A 20900-nucleotide genomic window follows, 5' to 3' on the forward strand; every position below is an offset into this window, starting at 1 on the left:
AGCCGAGACCGGTTCGGCCGGTGCGAAACGTGCCCGCCGGCGACGAATCGGCGCCATGTCCTACCTCATCGACAGGAGGGAAAAGCGGGCCTGCCCGCACAGGTCACGCCCCCGGGCTGACGACCATGACCGTGCCGGACGCCGGTGTCAAAGTCGGAATGCTGACCCAGATCACGCTGGTGGCGACCGAACCGCAGGTCGTGGTGACAAAGGCCGGCGGAAAGTTCACGTCCATGGCTGGATTCTTCGACGCCGCGAAGGCCGCTCCCGGCACCTTGGTGCAGGCCGGCGGTTCCAGTGCCGCCAACAACGCTCTCACGAGACTGGTCCTGGAGGAGACGACCAGCGCCAAACGGAAGTTCCTGTCGTTCGAGGACACCGGCTCCCGGATCACCGCACTGCTTCGCGGCGATGCAGACATCATGCTCGGCAGCGCGTCCGATAGCTCCGAACAGGTTCGCGCAGTTCAACTCCCGGTCATCGCCGTCGTCGGCGAGGAACGGCTGCAGGCATTCCCCGATGTGCCGACCACGGTCGAGTAGGGCATCGACACCTCCAACGTCCCGGTTCAGTTCCGCGCCGTGATGGGTGCCCCTGACATGCCCGCCGACGCCGCCAGGAGTGCCGGGACGACCTGTCCGAGATGGTCGAGACGGAGGGCTGGAAAACCCTGGCCACCAACGACGGTCTGGTCACTCTCAACTTGCAGGATCAGGAGTTCATCGACTATCTCGACAAGCAGACCGAGATCGTCGGCACCCTGCTCGCAGATCTGGGCCTGAGGAAGGATCGTTGATCCAGCCAGCTCATACCGCGGATTTGGCTAAGTTCGTCGCAGAGTACGAGATCGAAGCAATGGCTGAGGCTGTGCTGCACGACGTGCGACGAGCCCTGGTGGACCACATCGGGTGGCCGTCGCCGGGTCCGGTGACGACGCCGCGCGCCGGTCCCGTGACGCCCTGGGCCGAGTCAAAGCGGCTGTGGGGCAACGCTGATCGGTACGGACCCGCGAGCGCCGGAACCCTACGCGGCCTTCCTCAACGCGTTCGCCGCCCACGTACTCGATCTCGACGACGTCTACACCCCCCCGGCACCACCGTGCACGGCAGCTGTTCGGTCTGGCCGGCGATCTTCGCCGCGGCCGCCACTCGGCCGACCACCGGTAGAGAGGCGTTGGTCACCTGCGCGCTCGGATTCGAGGTGGAGACTCGCGTCGCTCACTCCGCAGGGCAGGCGCATTACAACACGGGCTGGCATGTCACCGGAACCTCCGGCCATGTCGGCGCCGCCGCGGCCGCCGCCCGCACCGTGCGACTCGGCGCCGAACAGGTCGAGCACGCGATCGCGGCCCGCGCCGCCCAGGCGGTCGGCCTGCGGGTGATGGCGGGCAGTGACCTCAAGAGCATGCACCCCGGAAAGGCCGCGATGGACGGGGTCCTGGCGGCCGCGCTGGGCGCGCAGGGATTGACCGCGGGTGCTGCGGCGCTCGAGGGCGACTTCGGCTACCTCGCGGTGATATGAGCGACGACCCTGCACCCGAGAAGATCACGACAGGCCTGGGCGCGTCATGGAACGTCACCGCCAACGGATTCAAGCTGTATCCGAGCGGATCGCTGACCCATCCGATGATCGACGGCGTGCTCTCCTTGCTGACCGGACGCGCTGTCACCGCATCCGATGTCGCCGCGATGGAGGTGCGGTCTCGCGGCCCGCGGCCCGATTCACAGACCTGCGCCGACCGACCTCACGCACCCAGGCCAAGTGCAGCCTCCGGCACTGCGCGGCCGCGGCGGTCACCTGTGGCCGCGTCGGCACCGACGAGCTCGAGGAAGCCGCACTGACCCGCAAGGATCTGGTGGGCCTACGGGATCGGGTGAAGATCGTCGCGGACCCTGCTCTCGGCAAGCAGGACGCCGACCTCGAAATCGTCCTGGCGTCGGGCCAGACTTTGTCGACCGAGATCCGCGATAATCGCGGCACTCCGGCGGCACCGTTGGGAGACGACGAGCTCGGGACGAAGTTCCTCAGCCTCGTCGTCCCGGTCCTGGGCTCTGCGCGCGCCGAAGCTCTTCTCGAGGAATGCTGGCGATTCGACGAGTCGACAGATGCGTCAACGCTCTCGCCAATACGGTGCCGCCGACCGGTGCCTGATGCGCGGCGGCCGGCTGATCAGGTCGACGGACCGGCCTCGATCAGCTGACCGGTGACACCGAACGCGGCTGCTGAGGCCAGGAACGCGACGGTCTGCGCGACCATGCCGCGACGACGTTCGGCTTCCTGCTCGTTCGCGTTGTCGGGCCGCATCTTTCCTGGGGACACGGCGTTGACGGTAATGCCGTCGTCCGCGCACGCCGCCGCCAGCGCCTTCGTCATCCCAACCAGGCCGTGCTTGGCCGCGGAGACGTGAACACGGCCTGGGTCGCCACGCAGCGCGTTACCACCGATCATCGTGACGATCCTCCCGCTGTCCGTGGCGCGCAGCCTGGGCAGGGCCGTAAGAGCGCAGTGCATTGCACCGTCCAGCGTCACCGAACGCACAGCCTGCCAGTCCTCGATCATCAACTCCGACAACGGCACCCGGGTACGCAAGGCGGCGTTGTTGACCAAGACCCGTAGAGGGCCGAGCCGGTCGACGGCCTCGAACAACCGCCCAACCTCGTCCGGATCGGCGACGTCGGCGAGCGCAGCGGTCGCCGACACACCGAGGGCCCGGGCCTCCGCTGCCGTCCTCTCGGCGCCCTCGGCATCAGTCTTTGCGTTGACGACGACATCGTAGCCGGAGCGCGCCAGCGCCAGCACCAATGATCGGCCGAGGTTACGGGCCCCGCCTGTCACCACCGCGACGCCGCTCAGGACGGCCTCCTTGTGAGCCGCACGATCCCAGCGAAGTCGTCCGCATGCTCGGCTGCCCAGCACGCGGCGGCCAACACACCAGCTGCCTCCGCGCCGAGGCGCGGCGCCACGTTGTCGGTGAACTTCTCGGTCAGCTCATCGTCTGAGAGCGGGTTGTCCGGGGTGCCCTTGTTGTCGTCGATGCGGCACGTCACCGATGTGCCGTCCGCCAACTCCACGGTCACCTCGGCCGCACGCTTGCCGATCGCGGTGTCGGACAACACGTCGATGAGCGCACGAGCGGCGGCGACCTCAGGATCCCGCGCGGCCGAGTCGGTAAAATGCTCGGGCTGCGGACGACGAGCCAGAAGCGCCACCGCGACCGCATGCGTCAAGCTGAACTTGGCCTCAAGCCCGCTGCGCGGATCCACCTTACCCGTGACCGTCGCCGCCTTCGAGTTCACGCTCGCACGAACACGTTTGACGTCGGCTACGACAAAACCGTGCTGCGCTCGCAGCTGAAGTACGGCGTCGATCGCCGGATGTGTGAGCGATCCGTTCGGGTAGGCCTTGTAACCGTTGGCCAGTAGGTGCCACCGCGAGCCGAGCTCCTCGAGCAGCTTCGCCGGTGCCGGATCGGCGGACATCACGGCGAGGATGCCACGTGGGCCCTCGATGATGTCGGACGACGAGGTGATGCCCTCCTGTGCCATGACCGCCGACAGCAGACCGTCCATCGCCGCCTTACCGGCGTGCAGGGGCTTGCCGTCGGTACCGTACACCGACTTCAGACCTGCGGCCTGGGTGCCCGCGCTACCCAACGCCATGGTCAGCAAGTGCGGGGTGAGATTCAGCGCCCGGCCCGCCGCAGCAGCGGCGCCGACATGTCCCGCCGTTCCCGTTACATGCCAACCTATTTCGTAGTGCGTATCCCCCGCCGCGCGACCCAGCCGGCACGCCACCTCGAAACCCGCGGCGAATGCCGTCAACGCCTCCCGCCCCGTAACCGTCTGATTCTCGGCGAGCGCGAAGATCACCGGCCACACCGGGGCACCGCCATGGACGGTGGTGTCGCCGGGGTTGAAGGTGTCGTCGTAATCGAAGAGGTGCGCTGCGAAGCCGTTGGTCAGTGCCGCATACGGCATGGACGTGGTCTCTCGGCGACCCATCAGGGTGTACGAGCCGAAGCCGACCAGCCGTGCCGATACCCGTACCAGGGCGTCGACCGAGGCCTCACCGGACGCGACGACGGCCACCCCGATGTGGTCGATCAGCGCGCGCTTCGCTTCGTGAACCACCGCGTCAGGCAGATCGACGAACTGCAGCTCCGCTGCGTACGCCGCCAACGCCGACGTCAAACCGGACGATCGGGCAGATTCGGTCACTGATCCTTCCTCAGGCCCAGATCCCCGAGCAGGTTGCCGACGATTTCCTTCTGTTGCGCCAGGTAGTCGGTGAATTCTGCGCCCTGCAGGTTCTGCGTCACCAGGCCGTCATTGGTGGCGAGGGTCTTCCAGCCTTCGGTCTCCACCATCTTCGACAGGTCGTCCCGGTATCCCTGGACGGCAGCCTCGGGCATGTCGGGGGCGCCCATGATGGCGCGGAACTGGACCGGTACCTGTGAGGAGTCGATGCCCTGCTCCTCGATGGTCGACACCTCGGGGAAAATGTCTAGCCGCTTGTTGCCGACCACTCCGATCACCGAGAGCTGTTCCGCCCGAACCTGTTCGGCGACGTCGGAGGCGCTGCCCAGCATGATGTCGGCGTCGCCACGCAGCAGCGCGGTGATGCGAGAACCGGTGTCTTCGAACGACAGGAACTTCCATCTGGCGTCCACGGTGTCCTGCAGCACCGACCGGGTAAGAGCATCGTTGGCGGTACTGGAGCCGCCCGCCTGCACCAGCGTGTCGGGCGCGCTCTTGGCTGCGTCGACGAAATCGGCGAAGGAGCCGAAGTCACCGCCGGCTTTGGTCACCACGACCTGCGGTTCGGTGGCCACCAGCGCGATGGGGGTGAGCCGGTCCAGGTTGACCGGGCTGTTGGCGATGGTCATCGGGGTGGCCAGCCACGTTGGTGTCACCTGGGCGAGCAGACCCGCGTTCCCCGGCCGATCGATGAGAAACGACATCGCGCCGATCCCGTCGCCGGCAGGAACGTTGCGCACCGGCCACTGGGTATCGATGATCTTGTTGTCGTACATCACCTTGACCATCTGGCGGGTGAACACGTCGGAGCCGCCGCCGACGCCGGTGTGCGTGACCACCTCCACCTTCTCTGACCGGCCCCCCTCGGCCTGCTGAGAACTACCACCGCAGGCAGCCAGTGCGAGGACCGACAGCGCAGTTCCCGTGACGGTGAGGAATCTTCTGACACGAACCATGACATCCACCTTGCAAATCGTTGTTGAGAGTTGTTGAAAATCAGGCATCGCTTTCCACCATCTGTTCGCGAACCTTGCGGGTCCGGCGGCCGAAGGTGAGCACCACCAGCAGCACGACCGACAGGCCGATGAGTACTGCGGAGATGGGGCGCTCCAGGTAGATCATCGGGCTGTTGTCGCTCAGCAGCAGCGCCTGGCGAATGGAATTCTCCGCGATCGGGCCGAGCACGAAGGCGAGAACCAGTGGGGCAGGCGGTATATCGAGCTTGCGCATGGCGTACCCCAGGAGCCCGAAGATCACCAGCAACCAGACGTCGAACACCGAGAAGTTGACGCTGAACACGCCGATGACCGAGATCAGCAGGATGCCCGGGTAGAGCACCTTGTACGGGGTGTTCAACAGCTTCGCGAAGAACGGCACCATCGGCAGGTTCATGATCACCAGGACCACGTTGCCCAGGTACATGCTGGCGATGATCGGCCACACCACGTCGGAATGCTCGTGGAACAGCAGCGGCCCCGGATTGAGTCCGTAGAGCACCAGCGCACCCAGGAGCACCGCGCCAGTGCCGGATCCGGGAATGCCCATGGTCAGCAGCGGCACCATCGCACCACCGGTCTCGGAGTTATTGGCCGCTTCCGGAGCCGCGACGCCCTCGATGGCGCCCTTGCCGAACTCCTCCGGATGCTTCGACGTCCGCTTGGCGACGATGTAGGACACGAACGAGGCGACCGTCGAGCCTGCGCCGGGCAGGATTCCGATGATGAAGCCGAGAACGCCGCCCTGGACCATCGCCGGCGTCGACCGCTTGATGTCCTTGCCCGACGGCAGCATCTCGCGGAACTTCTTGGGAACGGCGAACAGCGGCTTCTGTGTCTTCTGTTCGATGTTGACCAGCACCTCACCGATGGCGAAGATGCCGATCGACAGCGCGATGAACTCGATCCCGCCGGCCAGTTCGATCTCACCTCCGGTGAAGCGTTGTTCGCCGGAGAACAGGTCGGTACCAATCGTGGCCAGAAACAGCCCGATGAACATCGAGATGAAGCCCTTGATCAACGAATCCCCGGCCAGCATTATCACCAGCAGCAGCGCGAAGATCATCAATGCCGAGTACTCCGGCGGACCGAAGTTGACCGCGACATCGGCCGCCAGGGGCGCCAGGAACGTCAGCCCGATCACGCCGATGGTGCCTGCGACGAACGAGGCGATCGCCGCGATACCCAACGCTTGTCCGGCCCGCCCCTTCTTGGCCATCTGGTAGCCGTCCAAACACGTTACGACAGAAGAGGACTCGCCGGGGATGTTCATCAGGATCGAGGTGGTCGAACCGCCGTACTTGGCGCCGTAGTAGATGCCGGCCATCATGATCAGGCCGGTGGCCGGGTCGAAACCGGTGGCCAGCGGCAACAGGATCGAGATCGTCGCCGGCGGCCCGAGGCCGGGCAAGATACCCACCAGCGTGCCCAACAGGCAGCCCACGACCAGCCACATCAAGTTCGTCGGCGTCAGCGCGGCCGCGAACCCCGACAACAGACCGTTCAACGCGTCCATCAACTACCTCCGATCACAGTCGCCCGAGCAAAGCTCTCAAATGCGTTCATTGCCAGATGGTTCCAATCGGGAGGTCGACCTCGAGCAGGACTGCGAACAGCAGGTAGAACACCGGCGGCAACAGCAGCAGTGCGATGACCTGCGGGATCGCGCGCATCCGTTCGACGAGGAGGATGATCGCCAAGATCAGCACCTCGCCCGCCAACAGGAAGCCTGCGGGTTCGAGCAGCGCTGTGCAGACCGCCAGCGCCAGCCACACCATGAGCGCCCGGCTGATCTCAGCCCGGCCGAACGAGAGCGTCGGCGCCTCGGCACTACGCGCGCGCGGTCCGAACGCCGAGACCACGGACAGCAGCAGCCCGAGCGCAACCAGGCAGGTCGTCAACAGCACCGGCAGCAACCCCGGTCCTGGCTCACCGTTCTCGCCGCTGAACGGCAGCTCGGTCACGCTGCGGTACAGCAGCCACGCACCCAACGCCGCCACGACCGCGCCGAGCACCACGTGCACCCGTCGGGTCAGCCCGAGCTCCCCCTCCGTCGCCGGCTCCGATTCGGCAGCGAAGTCAGGGAGCTCCGGCTCACGGGGCTGCTTTCGAGCATCAACTTTCCCGCTCGAGTCATTTACCATGATGCACCTCCTCGGATCGCGTTCCTCCGTCGAAGGTCGACGGCGTGGCGACGCCCGGCGCCATCAGAGCGAACAGACCTCTGCGCCCCGTCAATCCATCCGCCGAAGAGGTGAAACCGTTGGACACGAGCAACGCAGCCTCCACCGCGTCGGCGGCGGCCTTGGAGACCTGCAGCGTGCCGGTTTCGGTGTCTTCGAGGCTCCGTAGACCCGTCGCCTGCGTGGCGCACAAGCCAAGTAGGTGGCGCAGCTTGACGTGGTCGAAGCCGAACAGTCGGCCGACGGCGGCGCCGGCACCGATCGCGCCGGCGACGCTGCGTCGGCTCCAGCCGTCGGCCGACTCCGCCGAGTCGATCACTGCGGCGATGTTGTCGGCGACCCGGCATCCCACCGCGTAGGCCAGTGAGGTGTCGGTCTCCTGGGTGTGTTCGGCGGCGACGGCGACGGCTTCGCGGACCGCGTCCCACCGCTGCGGGGACTGAGAGTCAGATCGCGGATCGGCAGTCTCGATGAACGCGACGATCTCGTCGATGTAGGTCATATCTGTTCCCTCTCCTGAGCCGGAAGCCCCGCTGTCAGCAACTCGGCGAATTCTGTCGATGTGCCGATCTTCTCGACCGCGCGATGGAGCGTCGCCCCGCTGTCGGCGCCGAGCACCGGCTCGGTGAGGGCGCTGACCTTGGCCAGCAGTTCGTCGTCAGTGAGCGGTCGGGCCAAGCTGCCGCGGGCGTGCGGTACGTGTGCGACTACAGGATCGCGGTCGGACGAGTGCACCGTCACCGTCGCCTCGTCGCGGGCGCAGTGCTCGGCCGGGATCAGTTTCGTGACGGCCCGCAGCCGGGCGGCGTCGTCCGAGGTGGCCCGGGCGTCGCTGAACTGCGTCAGCCCGACGGCGCCGTCGAGCAGCCCGGTGGCGACGCCGTGGCGGGCCGAGAACCGCGCCTGCAGGCCGTCTTTGGGCTGCAAGATGCCCATCAGCTCCGGTACGAGGGCATGGCAGCTGACGTCGATGCCGACGATGGTGTCAGGATCGACCTTGCCGCTGGCCTCGACTGCCGCGTCGATCGCCGGGTGCGCGACGATGCCGCAGGGATACGGTTTGAAGGCGTTCTTCTCGAGCTCCCAGTCGCGGTCCCACGATCCGAATAGATCGGCCTCGTCGACCTCGTCGGCCAGCATCCGCAGGATGCCATCGTCGCCGAGGGCCTCGAAGGGGGACGTGCCGTCGGCCCCGCGCCGGGCCGCGAGGATTCCGTTCGAGGCGGCCTTACCCGCATGGAACGGCTTGGTCATCGACCCGAATGCCTCGCGGTGACCGAGTGTCATCGCCGAGGCGGCAGCCAGGGCAGCGTCCAACTGGTCGGCGTTGTAGCCAAGGATCACCGCGGCCGCCACGGTCGCGCCGAAGACCCCGCAGGTCCCGGTGATGTGCCAGCCGCGGTCGTAGTGGTTCGGCGAGATGGCGTTGCCGATCCGCAGTTGGGCCTCGCACCCGAGCGCGAATGCGCGCAGGAACACCTCCCCGTCGACCGGTGCATCGTGCAGGGCGACCACTGCGCCGAGGGTGGCGGCGCCGGGGTGGATCACGGTGGCCAGGTGGGTATCGTCGAAATCGTCGTAGTGGCCGGCGGTTCCCGCGAGGAGGGCACCCCAGTGCTGGTCGACGGTTTCCCGGCGGCCCAGGACCGGCACCGATCCGGTGATCTCGAGGCCTCGCGCGGTTTCGAGCATCACCTCGACTGCGGGCGACATGGCCGCCCCGATCGTTGTACCGAGCACATTGAACAACGAACGCCGCGCCGCGCGATCGGCACCGTCGGGCAGCGGCCGGGAGGCTGCGTGAGCCAAGTCGTGGCTGAACCGGGATGTGCGCTGAGGCACAGATTTGAGCATGCGATGAACGCTACGAAGGCCGATCAGGGCGAACAACGCCGTGGCCCGACGCGATCATTGCAATTTCTGAAATGATTCCTGGCGCGTGCGCGCCCGCAGTAGTGCAATCTTGCTCAGCAACTGCACGTTGGCGTATTGCACGCCGGCCAGCGGGTACACCAGCAAGATGGTCCGGTCGGGAACCAGCGGGTGGGCAATCGGCAGTCGCACGACACGGGCGTGCTGGTGGTCGGTCATCCCTTGCGGCACCAGTGAGACGCCGATCCCCGCGCCGACCATCGATTCGACAACGAACAGGTCGTTGCCCTCCGCGACGATGCGCGGCACGAATCCCGCTCTGGCGCAGGCGCTCACCATCGATGCGCGACTACTCGCGCCGAGCTCCATGGCGACGAACGGGCGGTCGCGCACATCCTCAAGCGATGCGCTTCCGGCCGAAGCCAACGGATCGTCTGCGGGCACGGCCAGCAAAAGCGCCTCGGTGAACAGGGGCTCGACCACGAAGTCGCGCTCGGACGGCGCCACCGAGGTGAAGCCGATGTCCGCCTCACCGCGCAGCAGTGCCGCAATAACGTCGGTCGCCGTCCCCTGCCAGCACCGAAACCGCACTCCCGGGACGGACTCGAGCAGTTCGGCAAGCACGCCGGGCACAAAGCCGAGTCCGAGCGAGTGGGTGTGGGCTATTCGCACCAGACTCGTGTGACCGGCGTCGGCGCGAGTATTCGAAATCGCGTCCTGTCTGCCGCGAAGTACGGCGTGTGCCTCGCGCTCGAACACCCGCCCCGCTGGGAGCATGCGCACCCGCCGACCCGACTGTTCGACCAGCGACACACCGAGCTTGCGTTCCAGCGATCGGACCGCACGCTGCACGGTGGCGACGCTGACTCCGAGGTCGGTCGCCGCGTGACCGAAGTGCTCGGTGCGTGCGAACACCACGAACGTCTCGAGATCGACGAACGTGACGTCTTTGGCTCCCTCCTGCGTCATCGCGAGATCACGGCGGCGTCTGCGTCTCCTTTCACGGCGGAAAGAATGCACCCTACGCCACCGAGAGTCCCGGCCGGTGCCCGACGAGGACGAGTGCGCCCAACACCAAGTTCGGGCTGGACGGCGGGGCGTCGGCGCTGATCGCCGCCGTGGGCCGTATCCGCGCGATGCGGATGGCGCTGCTGGCCGAACGGATCCCGGCCGACGAGGCGTACGGGTGGGGCCTGGTCAGCGCGGTGTACCCGGCCGCCGACTTCGACGCCGAGGTCGACAAGGTGGTCAACACGCTGGTGTCTGGACCCGCGAGGGCACCAAGGCCTTCCAGCAACGACGGGCCGCGAACTTCACCGACTCCTGACGCGGCACCCGCCGATTGTGGGCTCTGTGTACGGAACTGACCGAATCGCGTACATATCCCCCACAACTCGGCGCCGCACGGAAAATCATTCGACGTGAACCGGGCGCGTCGGCGACCATCGACCGGTGAGCGCGCAGTACCAGATCGAGCAGCCGGTGGCCCCCGCCGGCTGGCGCGTGCTCGCGCCATTTCGATCCCGTGAATACCGGCTGCTGATCGCGGCGGTCTCGCTGTCGATCTTTGCCGAGGGCATGTGGGCGGTGGTGATGGCCCTGCAGGTCATCGAGCTGTCCGGCGACCCGGTGGCGCTGTCGCTGGTGGCCGGGTGCATGGGCGCGGGCCTGGTGTCCTTCGTGCTGGTCGGTGGTCTGGCCGCCGACCGGCTCCCCCAGCGCGGCATCATCATCGCCGTCGAGATCGTCAACACGGTCGCGGTGTCCGCCGTCGCGGTGCTCGGCCTCGTCGGTGCACTGCGCATCTGGCATATGGCGGTGGCGGCAGCGGTGCTGGGTATCGCGGCCGCGTTCTTCTTCCCGGCCTACAGCGCGCTGCTGCCCAGGATCCTGCCCGCCGACCAGCTGCTGGCCGCCAACGGCGTGGAAGGTGTGGTGCGCCCGGTGTTCCAGCGCGCCGCCGGCCCGGCGGTGGCCGGCCTGGTGGTCGGGGCGACGATACCCTCGGCAGGCGCGGTCGTGGTGGCCGCGTTGTTCGCGGTCGGCCTGATCCTGCTGGTGGCCACCCGCCCGCAGCTGACCGGCGCTGCGGCACAGCCTGTTTCGCAGACGAAGCTGCTGCAGGATCTGCGCGAGGGCTGGGCGTTCGTGGTCCGCACCCCGTGGCTGTCGTGGACGCTGCTGTTCGCGAGCATGTTCGTGCTCGTGGTGCTCGGGCCGATCGAGGTCCTGTTGCCGTTCATCGTCGCCGACAGGTTCACCCACGGCGCACAGACCTACGGGTTCATCCTGGCGTTCTTCGGGATGGGCAGTGCCGCAGGCGCGTTGGCGGTGTCCTCACGGCGGCTGCCGCGCCGGTACCTCACCGTGATGATGACGATGTGGGGCCTGGGCTCGGCTCCGCTGGTGATCGTCGGCGTGACGTCGTCGTTTCCGCTGATGGCCGCGGCGACGTTCGTCGTCGGGCTCACCGACGGCGCCGGCATGGTCATCTGGGGCACGCTGCTGCAGCGCCGCGTGCCCACCGCGATGCTGGGCCGGGTGTCCAGCCTGGACTTCTTCGTGTCGCTGGCGTTCATGCCGGTGTCGTTCGCGATCGCAGGCCCGTTGTCGAAAGTCGTGCCGATGGAGGCGATCTTCCTGGCCGCGGGCCTGCTGCCGGTGTTGCTGGCCGCCGTGGCGGTGACGGCCGCCCGGATGCGTCGCGACGAACTGGCCCACCCGCTCGATTAGGGCGCCGCGGTCAGCACCCGCGGGCCGTGGTCGGTGACGGCGATGGTGTGCTCGGTGTGCGCGGTGCGGGAGCCGTCCGCCGAGCGCAGCGTCCAGCCGTCCGGGTCGACGACCAGGCGGCGCGTGCCCCGCGCCCACCACGGTTCCAGGGCCAGCGTCAGGCCCGGCCGCAGCGCCAAGCCGCGCCCCCGCTTGCCGCGGTTGGGGACGTGCGGATCCTCGTGCATGGTGCGGCCGAGGCCGTGGCCGCCGAAATCGGTGTTGACGCCGTAACCTTCGGCGGCCGCGACCTCTCCGATGGCCGCCGAGATGTCACCGAGATGCCCGCCGGGGACCGCGGCCGCGATCCCCGCGTCCAGCGCCCGGCGGGTGGACTCGACCAGCGCGACGTCGCCCGGGTCGGCGGGGTCTCCGACGATCACCGTCACCGCGGCGTCGGCCACCCACCCGTCGATCGACACCGCGAAGTCCATGGTGAGCAGGTCACCGTCACGCAACTCGTAGTCGTGCGGAAGGCCGTGCAGCACAGCGTCGTTGACCGACAGGCAGATGACATTGCGGAACGGGCCCCTGCCGAACGACGGCGCATAGTCCCAGTAGCACGAGACGGCACCGCGCTCGTCGACCAGCGCCCTGGCCCGGTGCTCCAGTTGCATCAGGTTGACGCCGGGTTCGGCGTCGCGGCTCAGCGTCGCGAGCGTGCGGCCGACGAATTCGCCGGTGACCGCCATCTTGTCGATTTCTCCGGCGGTCTTGAGTTCGATCATGGGCACAGCTTCCGTCTCGGCGGTATTTTTATACCGCCACCGTACCAGCATCGGTATTTCTATACCGCTATGCTGTGCGGCATGGTCCGTGTGCCGCTCAGCCCCGAACAGATCCGAGCCGGTCAGCGCCTCGGCGCGCTGATGAGGACGGCGCGCGCCGGTCGCTCCCCCGAGGACGTCGCGCGGGACGCGGGAATCTCACCGGAGACGCTACGCAAGATCGAGGTGGGCCGGATGCCCAGCCCGAGCTTCGGCACGGTGGTGGGACTGTGCGAGGCGCTCGGCCTGCCGCTGCAGCGGGCGGTCGAGGTGTGGCGCGCCGATGCGCGGGACGACGACGAACAGGTCGCGATCTGAGCTAGACGCCGAACATCGGCGGCAGTGCCAGCACCATCACCAGACCCCAGAAGAAGTGGGTCAGCATCGGCGCGAGCACTCCCCCGGTGGCGCGCCGCAGCAGTGCGCAGATGGTGCCCAGGATGATCGCGGCGAACCCGAGCATCGGGTTGCCGGTGGTCGCCGCCGTCGCGATGACGTACAGCGCGGTCGACACGATCACCGGGTGGTACTTGAGCAGCGCGGTGTAGAGCGCGCCGCGGAAGAACATCTCCTCGGCCACGCCGTTGATCACCGTGATGAACACGATCAGGTACAGCGGGCCTGCGTTGGAGTACTGCAGCACCTCGCGGACGTAGTCGTTGACGCCGGGGATCTCGCGCACCACCAGCGCGCCGACGACGAAGACCGCACCGAGCAGCAGCCCGACCACGGTCCCGGTGAGCACCGGCCGCTGGTTGCGCCCGCGGACACAGATGTGCCCCATGTGCAGCGGGCCCGACGCGAAGGCGCCGGCCGCCCACACCCCGGCGAGGGCGAGCGTGAGCCAGATGAAGGTCTCGTCGCCGGGCGGGCGGCTCAACGAGTAACCCAGTAGCGCGGCGCCGATGAGCAGGAAGCCACCCACCACGAACTTGCGCCGCCCGATCACGCCCGGCGGCTCGTTGTACGGCGGCGCCTTCGTACTCGCGATCTTGCGCAGCTCGCCCGCCCAGCTCACCGGGGCGCTCACGCGGGAATCACCTTGGGCACCAGTCCGAGCATCGTGTCCAACCCGGTCCGCACCGCCGCGGCCACCGGACCGGGGACGAAGCCGAGCAGGCCGAGGAACGGCCGCACGACCGGCGGTGTGACCGCGGCGGCGAGCTGGCGCAGCCGCAGGGTGTCGCCGCCGGCCCAGTCGGGATCGGTGTCGGCGAGGTGGTGCGGGTCGGGCAGTTCGTCGACCGGCCTTCGCGGTGGACTGGCCACGGAGCGCTGGACTGCCTCCTCGACGCCGACCAGCCCGTCGGCCGGTTCGGGCACCCGGTCGCGCAGACTGCGCGCCGACGCCATCATCGGAAAGTCCAGTGATTCGACGAGATCGGCGGCCAGCCCGCCCGGCACCGGCAGCACCACCCCGGTCAGCTTCGACACCAGCGAGGTGTCGACGCCGTACACGGCGACCGGCGCGCGCCAGATGCCCGCGGCCCGGGCGTAGGTGCGCAGCAGGTCGCCGTAGGTGGTGGTCTCCGGCCCGGCGATGTCGTAGGCGCCGGCGGGCACGGTGTCGGAGTCTGCCGCGGCGACCAGGTAGTGCAGTGCGTCGCTGATCGAGATCGGGTCGATGGGGTTGGCCGACCATTCCGGCATCGGCAGCACCAGGAACCGGTCGCCGACGTAGCGCAGCATCTCGAACGACGTGGACCCGGCGCCGATGATGATCGCCGCGCCCAGCCACACCACGTCCGGTCCGCCGTCGATGGTCAGTGCCGCGGCCACCTCGGCGCGGCTGGCCAGATGCTCGGACAGCACATCGCCGTCGGGCACGAACCCGCCGAGATAGACGATGCGGCGCACCCCCGCCGCTTTGGCCGCGACGGCCACGTTGGCCGCGGCCCGGTTGTCGGCTTCCCGGAAACCGGGCTGGCCGATGCCGTGCACCAGGTAGTAGAGGACGTCGACGGGTCCCGCGTCGGTGAACGCCTGACCCACCGACACCTCGTCGTGCGCGTCGAGGGTGACCGTCGACACATCCTCGTACCAGCCGAAATCGGCCAGTCGATCCCGGTTGCGGCTCGCCGCGACGACCTGATGGCCCTCGTCGAGCAGCGCAGCGACCAGCCGCGATCCGATATAGCCGGTCGCGCCGGTGACCAGGGTGCGCACGGAATTCACGGTAGGCCTATACCCAGGCCTACGCGGTTCAGAACCCGCGGCGCCGCGTTAACTGGGTCACGCCGGATTCCGGTGCAGCTTGACCAGCTCCCGATACAGCGCCGCGTTGGTCCGGATGCCGGCGATCTCGTCGTCGCTGAGCTGGCGCCGCACCTTGCCCGGGACACCGGCGACCATCGACCCCGGCGGGATCACCGCGCCCTGCGGCACCACCGCGCCGGCCGCGATCAGCGAACCCGATCCGACGACGGCGCCGTTGAGCACCACCGCTCCCATCCCGACCAGGGAGTCGTCTTCGATGGTGCAGCCGTGCAGCACCGCGTTGTGCCCGACGCTGACCCCGGCGCCGATCCGGGCCGGGAAGCCGGGGTCGACGTGGATCGTCACCCCGTCCTGGATGTTGGCGCCCGCCCCGATGTCGATGAGCTCGGCCTCGGCGCGCAGGATCGTGCCGTACCAGGCGCTCGCGCCCTCGGCGAGACGGACGTGACCGACGATGGTGGCGTTCGGCGCCACCCAGCTGTCGGGATGCAGTTGGGGGGCACGTCCGGCGACGGGCAGGATCAGAGGCTCGGGCATGGCCGTCATCGTAGGAGCCGCCGGACGGGGCCGGGTGCGGACGCTCTGGGCGCGGCGTGCGATCCTCACGTCGTGACATCGACGTCAGCCCCCACCGCACTGGAAATCGTCGACGGAGTCGACCTCACCGGCAAGACCTGCGTCATCACCGGCGCCTCGTCGGGACTGGGCCGCGAGTCCGCCCGCGCGCTGGCCAAGACCGGCGCCCACGTGATCCTGGCGGCCCGCAACACCGAAGCGCTCGCCGAGACCGAGGCGTGGGTGCGCGCGGAGCTGCCCGCCGCCCGGCTGTCCGTGGTGCACCTGGACCTGACGTCGCTGGCGAGCGTCTCGACCGCGGCCGAAGAGATCGCCGAGCTGACGCCCGCGGTGCACGTGCTGATGAACAACGCCGGAGTGATGTTCACCCCGTTCGGGCGCACCGCCGAGGGCTTCGAAATGCAGTTCGGCACAAACCATCTGGGCCACTTCGAGCTGACCCGGTTGCTGTTCCCGGCACTGGTCGCCGCCGACGGGGCGCGGGTGGTCAACCTGTCGTCGGAAGGCCACCGGATGGGTGACGTCGACTTCGAGGACCCGAACTGGGAGCACCGCGAGTACGACAAGTTCGCCGCCTACGGCGCGTCGAAGACCGCCAACATCCTGCACGCGGTGGAGCTGGATCGCCGGCTGCGCGACAGCAGCGTGCGCGCGTTCGCGGTGCATCCCGGGATCGTGGCCACCTCGCTGGCGCGGCACATGACCAACGACGACTTCGCGGCCCTGAACAAGTCGAGTTCGTCGCGGGCGGGCGACAAGCCGCCGACGGACTTCCGCAAGCAGTTCACGACGCCGGAACACGGTGCGGCCACCCAGGTGTGGGCGGCCGTCAGCGACGAACTCGACGGCACCGGCGCTGTGTACCTGGCCGACTGCCAGGTGCGGGACGCCGCGCCGTATGCCGCGGACGAGTCCCGCGCGCTGGCGCTGTGGGCGCTGTCGGAACATCTCTGCACCGCCGGCGCGGCCGGTCTGGGCTCGCGTGCGTGAACCGGGATGCGGAGGTCATCTACCTTCGCTCCCACGGTGAACGGGACCGCTCGACTTGGCCCACGCCAATCCGGGCACATAACATGCCAGTCGACTTGACGACTGTAAGGAGCACCACGTGAAGACCCGTACCAGCAAGGCCATCGGCGTCGCTGTCAGTGTCGCCGCGATCGGCCTGTCGGTCCCGCTGTCCATCACCGCGAACGCCGAGCCGTCCACCCCGGTCGTCGAGATCCCCGATCCCCAGGGACCGGACTGCGGCGCGTTCAAGGAGGCGCTGCCGAACTGGAAGGGCCTGGCGAACATGCCGGTCAGCACCGCGCTGGCCTCGATCCCCGACATCTCGACGTTCAACTCCGCGATCTCCGGTCAGCTCAACCCCGCGGTCAACATCACCAGCGTGCTCGACAACGGCCCGTACGTGGTGTTCGCGCCCACCGACGAGGCGTTCGCCGCGCTTCCGCCCGAGCAGCTCGAAGTGCTGCGCACCGATCCGGCGGCGCTGACCAGCCTGGTGTACTACCACGCGTTCCTCGGTCTGCTGGGCCCCGACGACGTCAAGGGCCAGCGTCCGACCCAGGAGGGCACCGAGATCGAGGTGACCGGCTCCGGCGGCGACATCCAGGTCAACGAGACCGCCGAGGTGGTGTGCGGCGGCATCCAGGCGGAGAACGCGCGCATCTACATCGTGGACAAGGTGCTCAACCCGGCCGAGGCTCCGGCGCCGATCGCCCCGACCACCACGAGCACCACCGAGACGGCGACCACCACGGCCGAGACCACCGCCGAGACCACCCCGGAGACGGCTCCGCCGGCGCCGGCCGAGTCACCGGTGTCCCCGGCCGCCGAGGCGCCGATCGGCTGATCTTCCGCAGAGCGAATCGGGCGCGTTCCGCGACACCCAGTGTCGCGAAACGCGCCCGATTCGTTTGGTCCAGCCGGCTAGACGCCGAGGTCGCGGCCGATGATCTCTTTCATGATCTCGGTGGTGCCACCGAAGATCGTCTGGATCCGACCGTCGACGTAGGCACGTGCGACGCGGTATTCCAGCATGTAGCCGTAGCCGCCGTGCAGCTGCACGCACTGGTCGACGACCTTCTTGGCGGTCTCGGTGGCCCACCACTTGGCCTTGGCCGCCTCGACCGCGGTCAGCTCACCGTCGACGACGCCCTGCAGGCAGCGGTCGATGTAGGTCTCGGTGATCTCGAGCTCGGTCTCCATCTCGGCGAGCAGGAACCGGTTGTGCTGGAAGCTGCCGATGGGCTGCCCGAATGCCTTGCGGTCCTTGGAGTACTGCAGCGTCTCGTCGAACACCGCACGTGCGCCCGCGATCGCCGAGATCGCGATCGACAGCCGCTCCGAGGGCAGGTTGGTCATCAGGTGGTAGAAGCCGCGACCTTCCTTGCCGAGCAGGTTCGCGTTCGGCACGCGGACGTTCTCGAAGTGCAGCTCGGAGGTGTCCTGGCTGTGCAGGCCCATCTTGTCGAGCTTGCGGCCGCGGGTGAAGCCCTCCATGTCGCGCTCGACCACGAACAGCGAGAAGCCCTTGTGTCCGGCTTCGGGGTCGGTGCGGGCGACGACGACGCACAGGTCGCAGTTGATGCCCGACGAGATGAACGTCTTGGAGCCGTTGATGATCCAGTCGTCACCGTCGCGCACCGCGGAGGTGCGGATGCCCGCGAGGTCGCTGCCCGCGCCGGGCTCGGTCATCGCGACCGCGATGATCGTCTCGCCGCTCGCGATACCCCGCAGCCACCGCTTCTTCTGCTCGTCGTTGGTCAGGTCCTTGAAGTACGGCCCGACGACGTCGTTGTGCAGGCTCAGCGCGGGACCGTGCACCCCGGACTTCGCCATCTCCTCGTCGATGATCGCGTTGAACCGGAAGTCATCCGATCCGCCGCCGCCGTACTCCTCGGGCATGTTGAACCCGATGAGGCCGTACTTGCCCGCCGCGGTGTAGGCCGACCGGTCGACGATGCGCTCGGTCTCCCACTTCTCGGAGTTCGGGACGAGCTCGCGCTCGATGTACTCCTTGACGGTGTCGCGGAACGCCTCGTGCTCGGCGTCGTAAATCGTTCGTTTCAAAGGCATTTCGTCTTCCTTACTTGGCTTGCTTGGCTTACTTGGCCTTCCAGACCGGCTCGCGCTTCTGCGCGAAGGCCAGCGGTCCTTCCATGGCGTCCTCGGTCTTCAGCAGCGTCGAGAACTCACCGAACGTCTGCTTCCAGAACGGTTCCTCGTCGCCGACCACGCCGTCGATGGCGCCGTAGGACACCCGCTTGCTGGCGCGTACGGCCAGCGGCGCGTTGCAGGTGATCCGCTCGGCCAGCGCCAGAGCCGCGTCGACGACGGTGCCGTCGGGCACGACCTGGTTGATCAGGCCCCAGCGCAGCGCGTCGGCGGAGCTGATCGGCTCACCGGTGTAGATCAGCTCCAGCGCCACCTTGCGCGGCAGCTGCTCGACGATGCGGAAGACCCCGCCCGCTCCGGCGATCAGGCCGCGTTTCACTTCGGGCAGACCGAATTTCGCGCGTTCCTCGGCGACCACCAGATCGCTGGCCAGGGCCAGCTCGGTGCCGCCGCCCAGCGCGGTGCCGTTGACCGCCGCGATGGTCGGCTTGTCGATGAAGTGCCGCACGTAGCCGGCGAAGCCCCACTCCGAATGCTCGGGATGGAACAGGTTCTCGCCGCGCGAGATCGCCTTGAGATCCGCTCCGGCACAGAAGGATTTGTCGCCGGCGCCGGTCAGGATCACCGCGCGGACCTCGGGGTCCTCCTGCGCGGCCTGCAGCGCGTCGCCGACGGCCGTGCTCACCGACGCGTTGATCGCGTTGCGGGCCTCGGGACGGTTGATAGTGATGACCAGTACGTCATTGTTCCTGCCCCGACGCTCGGTCAGAGCGCCGGGGGCGGTTTCGGTCGCGGTTTCGGTCACAGCAGTTCCAGGATGGTCGCGTTGGCCTGGCCGCCGCCCTCGCACATCGTCTGCAGGCCGTACTGAATGTTGTTGTCCCGCATGTGGTAGAGCAGCGTGGTCAGGATGCGCGCACCCGAGCCGCCGAGCGGATGGCCCAGTGCGATCGCGCCGCCGTTGGGGTTCAGCTTGGTCTCGTCCGCGCCGATGTCCTTGAGCCAGGCCATCGGAACCGGGGCGAACGCCTCGTTGACCTCGAACACGCCGATCTGGTCCAGGCTCAGGCCGGACTTCTTCAGCGCCTTCTGGGTGGCCGGGATCGGGGCGGTCAGCATGATCACCGGGTCGGCGCCTGCGAGCACCGCGGTGTGCACCTTGGCCAGCGGCTTGAGGCCCAGCTCGTTGGCCTTCTCGGCCGACATCAGCAGCAGTGCGGCCGAGCCGTCGGAGATCTGGCTGGAGTTACCGGCGTGGATCACGCCGTCCTCCTTGAACGCCGGCTTGATCTTGGCCATCGACTCGACGGTGCCGCCGCGGCGGATGCCGCCGTCTTCGAGCACGACGGTGTCGTTGCCGTCGGCGTCCTTGGTCGTGATGCCGACGATCTGGTCCTTGAACGCACCGGAATCCTGTGCGGCAGCTGCCTTCTCATGCGAGCGCAGCGAGAACTCGTCGAGCTGGGTGCGGCTCAGGCCCCACTGCTCGGCGATCATCTCGGCGCCGACGCCCTGGTTGGGGGTCTTGTCGTAACGAGCCTTGAACGACTCGCCGTAGGGGTTTCCGCCGTTGGCCAGCGAGGAGCCCATCGGGGTGCGCGACATCGACTCGACACCGCCGGCGACGACGACGTCGTAGTGACCGGCGATCACCCCGGCGACGGCGAAGTGCAGCGACTGCTGGCTGGAGCCACACTGACGGTCCACGGTGACACCGGGAACGGTCTCGGGCCAACCGGCGGACAGCACCGCGGTGCGGGCGATGTCGAGCGCCTGCTCACCGGCCTGCATGACGCAGCCCCAGATCACGTCGTCGACGAGCGCGGGATCCACCCCGGCCCGCTCCACCAGACCGTTGAGGACCTGGGCCGACAACTCGGCCGGATGGATTCCCGACAACGCACCGTTTCGCTTTCCGACTGGAGAGCGCACTGCCTCGACGATCACGGCTTCAGCCATGGAGATACTCCTTCTTTGGATCGGCTTTACGCACGAAAGTAACGAACAAGGTTTACTAGGTCAACCTACTGGTTGGCAGGCCTCCGAGCGGGCCGCGACCTGCGCCGACCTCGACCGATCCGGACATCGGGCCTGCACATGGTTTACTGAGTTGCACAGCTGGTGTGCAGCGTAGTCGACCGT

General features: G+C 68.0%; 23 protein-coding genes and 1 pseudogene. 9 read left to right on the forward strand and 15 right to left on the reverse strand.

What is annotated here, in order from left to right; translation table 11 throughout:
* Positions 1-125: 125 nt before the first annotated feature.
* From C6A87_RS21060 to C6A87_RS21075, 4 genes are all read left to right on the forward strand, one after another.
* Positions 126-542 carry a tripartite tricarboxylate transporter substrate-binding protein gene (locus C6A87_RS21060; protein WP_311114034.1) on the forward strand — a complete coding sequence of 139 codons (417 nt, stop codon included), beginning with the start codon at positions 126-128 and terminating at the stop codon, positions 540-542.
* Positions 543-643: 101 nt separating this feature from the next.
* A complete protein-coding gene (locus tag C6A87_RS21065) occupies positions 644-796 on the forward strand; it encodes a hypothetical protein (RefSeq protein ID WP_311114035.1) in 153 nt (50 codons plus the stop codon).
* 59 nt (positions 797-855) lie between these two features.
* Positions 856-1521: an MmgE/PrpD family protein gene (locus C6A87_RS21070; RefSeq protein ID WP_396836913.1), complete on the forward strand. Its 666-nt coding sequence runs from the start codon at positions 856-858 to the stop codon at positions 1519-1521.
* Between the two features lie 46 nt (positions 1522-1567).
* Positions 1568-2200, forward strand: a complete 633-nt coding sequence (locus C6A87_RS21075) for a hypothetical protein (RefSeq protein ID WP_311114037.1) — start codon at positions 1568-1570, stop codon at positions 2198-2200.
* On the opposite strand, the gene C6A87_RS21080 is transcribed toward C6A87_RS21075, so the two are convergent.
* The 8 genes from C6A87_RS21080 to C6A87_RS21115 are packed head-to-tail and all read right to left on the reverse strand — an operon-like array spanning position 2170 to position 10221.
* A complete protein-coding gene (locus C6A87_RS21080; protein WP_311114038.1) occupies positions 2170-2838 on the reverse strand; it encodes an SDR family NAD(P)-dependent oxidoreductase in 669 nt (222 codons plus the stop codon). The genes C6A87_RS21075 and C6A87_RS21080 overlap by 31 nt on opposite strands.
* A gap of 11 nt (positions 2839-2849) precedes the next feature.
* A complete protein-coding gene (locus tag C6A87_RS21085) occupies positions 2850-4217 on the reverse strand; it encodes an MmgE/PrpD family protein (protein ID WP_311114039.1) in 1368 nt (455 codons plus the stop codon).
* Positions 4214-5212 (reverse strand): tripartite tricarboxylate transporter substrate-binding protein, encoded by a 999-nt coding sequence (locus tag C6A87_RS21090; RefSeq protein WP_311114040.1) that lies wholly within the window; start codon positions 5210-5212, stop codon positions 4214-4216. The genes C6A87_RS21085 and C6A87_RS21090 overlap by 4 nt, the downstream gene beginning before the upstream one ends.
* Positions 5213-5252: 40 nt before the next feature.
* Entirely contained in the window at positions 5253-6767 is a 1515-nt protein-coding gene (locus tag C6A87_RS21095) for a tripartite tricarboxylate transporter permease (protein WP_311114041.1), read from the reverse strand.
* 46 nt (positions 6768-6813) lie between these two features.
* Positions 6814-7395: a tripartite tricarboxylate transporter TctB family protein gene (locus C6A87_RS21100; RefSeq protein WP_311114042.1), complete on the reverse strand. Its 582-nt coding sequence runs from the start codon at positions 7393-7395 to the stop codon at positions 6814-6816.
* Positions 7385-7936, reverse strand: a complete 552-nt coding sequence (locus tag C6A87_RS21105) for an MmgE/PrpD family protein (RefSeq protein WP_311114043.1) — start codon at positions 7934-7936, stop codon at positions 7385-7387. Before C6A87_RS21105 ends, C6A87_RS21100 begins: the two co-directional genes overlap by 11 nt.
* The gene (locus C6A87_RS21110) at positions 7933-9288 is read right to left on the reverse strand and encodes an MmgE/PrpD family protein (RefSeq protein WP_311114044.1); all 1356 of its coding nucleotides are present in this window, start codon (positions 9286-9288) and stop codon (positions 7933-7935) included. The genes C6A87_RS21105 and C6A87_RS21110 overlap by 4 nt, the downstream gene beginning before the upstream one ends.
* 54 nt (positions 9289-9342) lie before the next feature.
* Positions 9343-10221, reverse strand: a complete 879-nt coding sequence (locus tag C6A87_RS21115) for a LysR family transcriptional regulator (protein WP_396836914.1) — start codon at positions 10219-10221, stop codon at positions 9343-9345.
* Positions 10222-10376: 155 nt separating this feature from the next.
* On the opposite strand from C6A87_RS21115, the pseudogene C6A87_RS21120 reads away from it, so the two are divergent.
* Together C6A87_RS21120 and tet(V) are read left to right on the forward strand one after the other, a co-directional pair.
* A pseudogene (locus C6A87_RS21120) lies at positions 10377-10604 on the forward strand (enoyl-CoA hydratase-related protein); the annotation flags it as partial.
* Positions 10605-10776: 172 nt separating this feature from the next.
* Positions 10777-12039 carry a tetracycline efflux MFS transporter Tet(V) gene (gene tet(V), locus C6A87_RS21125; RefSeq protein WP_311118026.1) on the forward strand — a complete coding sequence of 421 codons (1263 nt, stop codon included), beginning with the start codon at positions 10777-10779 and terminating at the stop codon, positions 12037-12039.
* Here tet(V) and map read toward each other — a convergent pair.
* On the reverse strand, positions 12036-12806 hold the full coding sequence (map, locus tag C6A87_RS21130; RefSeq protein WP_311114046.1) for a type I methionyl aminopeptidase: 771 nt from the start codon (positions 12804-12806) through the stop codon (positions 12036-12038). The genes tet(V) and map overlap by 4 nt on opposite strands.
* Before the next feature lie 81 nt (positions 12807-12887).
* Between map and C6A87_RS21135 the strand changes: the two genes are divergently transcribed.
* Positions 12888-13163, forward strand: a complete 276-nt coding sequence (locus C6A87_RS21135; RefSeq protein ID WP_311114047.1) for a helix-turn-helix transcriptional regulator — start codon at positions 12888-12890, stop codon at positions 13161-13163.
* A gap of 1 nt (position 13164) precedes the next feature.
* On the opposite strand, the gene C6A87_RS21140 is transcribed toward C6A87_RS21135, so the two are convergent.
* The 3 genes from C6A87_RS21140 to C6A87_RS21150 are packed head-to-tail and all read right to left on the reverse strand — an operon-like array spanning position 13165 to position 15599.
* A complete protein-coding gene (locus C6A87_RS21140; RefSeq protein ID WP_311114048.1) occupies positions 13165-13875 on the reverse strand; it encodes a type II CAAX endopeptidase family protein in 711 nt (236 codons plus the stop codon).
* On the reverse strand, positions 13872-15020 hold the full coding sequence (locus C6A87_RS21145) for an NAD(P)H-binding protein (RefSeq protein ID WP_311114049.1): 1149 nt from the start codon (positions 15018-15020) through the stop codon (positions 13872-13874). The genes C6A87_RS21140 and C6A87_RS21145 overlap by 4 nt, the downstream gene beginning before the upstream one ends.
* 57 nt (positions 15021-15077) lie before the next feature.
* On the reverse strand, positions 15078-15599 hold the full coding sequence (locus C6A87_RS21150) for a gamma carbonic anhydrase family protein (RefSeq protein WP_311114050.1): 522 nt from the start codon (positions 15597-15599) through the stop codon (positions 15078-15080).
* Positions 15600-15671: 72 nt separating this feature from the next.
* On the opposite strand from C6A87_RS21150, the gene C6A87_RS21155 reads away from it, so the two are divergent.
* Positions 15672-16628 carry an SDR family NAD(P)-dependent oxidoreductase gene (locus tag C6A87_RS21155; protein WP_311114051.1) on the forward strand — a complete coding sequence of 319 codons (957 nt, stop codon included), beginning with the start codon at positions 15672-15674 and terminating at the stop codon, positions 16626-16628.
* Positions 16629-16746: 118 nt separating this feature from the next.
* Positions 16747-17493 carry a fasciclin domain-containing protein gene (locus C6A87_RS21160; RefSeq protein ID WP_311114052.1) on the forward strand — a complete coding sequence of 249 codons (747 nt, stop codon included), beginning with the start codon at positions 16747-16749 and terminating at the stop codon, positions 17491-17493.
* A 77-nt stretch (positions 17494-17570) separates the two neighbouring features.
* Here the strand turns inward: C6A87_RS21160 and C6A87_RS21165 are convergent, their stop codons facing one another.
* Genes C6A87_RS21165 through C6A87_RS21175 form a run of 3 tightly spaced genes read right to left on the reverse strand, consistent with a single transcriptional unit; the run spans position 17571 to position 20717 of the window.
* Complete coding sequence (locus C6A87_RS21165; protein ID WP_311118027.1) at positions 17571-18713, reverse strand: acyl-CoA dehydrogenase family protein; 1143 nt, start codon at positions 18711-18713, stop codon at positions 17571-17573.
* Between the two features lie 34 nt (positions 18714-18747).
* Positions 18748-19563 carry an enoyl-CoA hydratase-related protein gene (locus C6A87_RS21170; protein WP_311114053.1) on the reverse strand — a complete coding sequence of 272 codons (816 nt, stop codon included), beginning with the start codon at positions 19561-19563 and terminating at the stop codon, positions 18748-18750.
* Positions 19560-20717: a thiolase family protein gene (locus C6A87_RS21175; protein WP_311114054.1), complete on the reverse strand. Its 1158-nt coding sequence runs from the start codon at positions 20715-20717 to the stop codon at positions 19560-19562. Before C6A87_RS21175 ends, C6A87_RS21170 begins: the two co-directional genes overlap by 4 nt.
* Positions 20718-20900: the final 183 nt, after the last annotated feature.

The sequence above is a fragment of the Mycobacterium sp. ITM-2016-00317 genome (assembly GCF_002968295.1).
In the GTDB taxonomy this organism is placed as follows: domain Bacteria; phylum Actinomycetota; class Actinomycetes; order Mycobacteriales; family Mycobacteriaceae; genus Mycobacterium.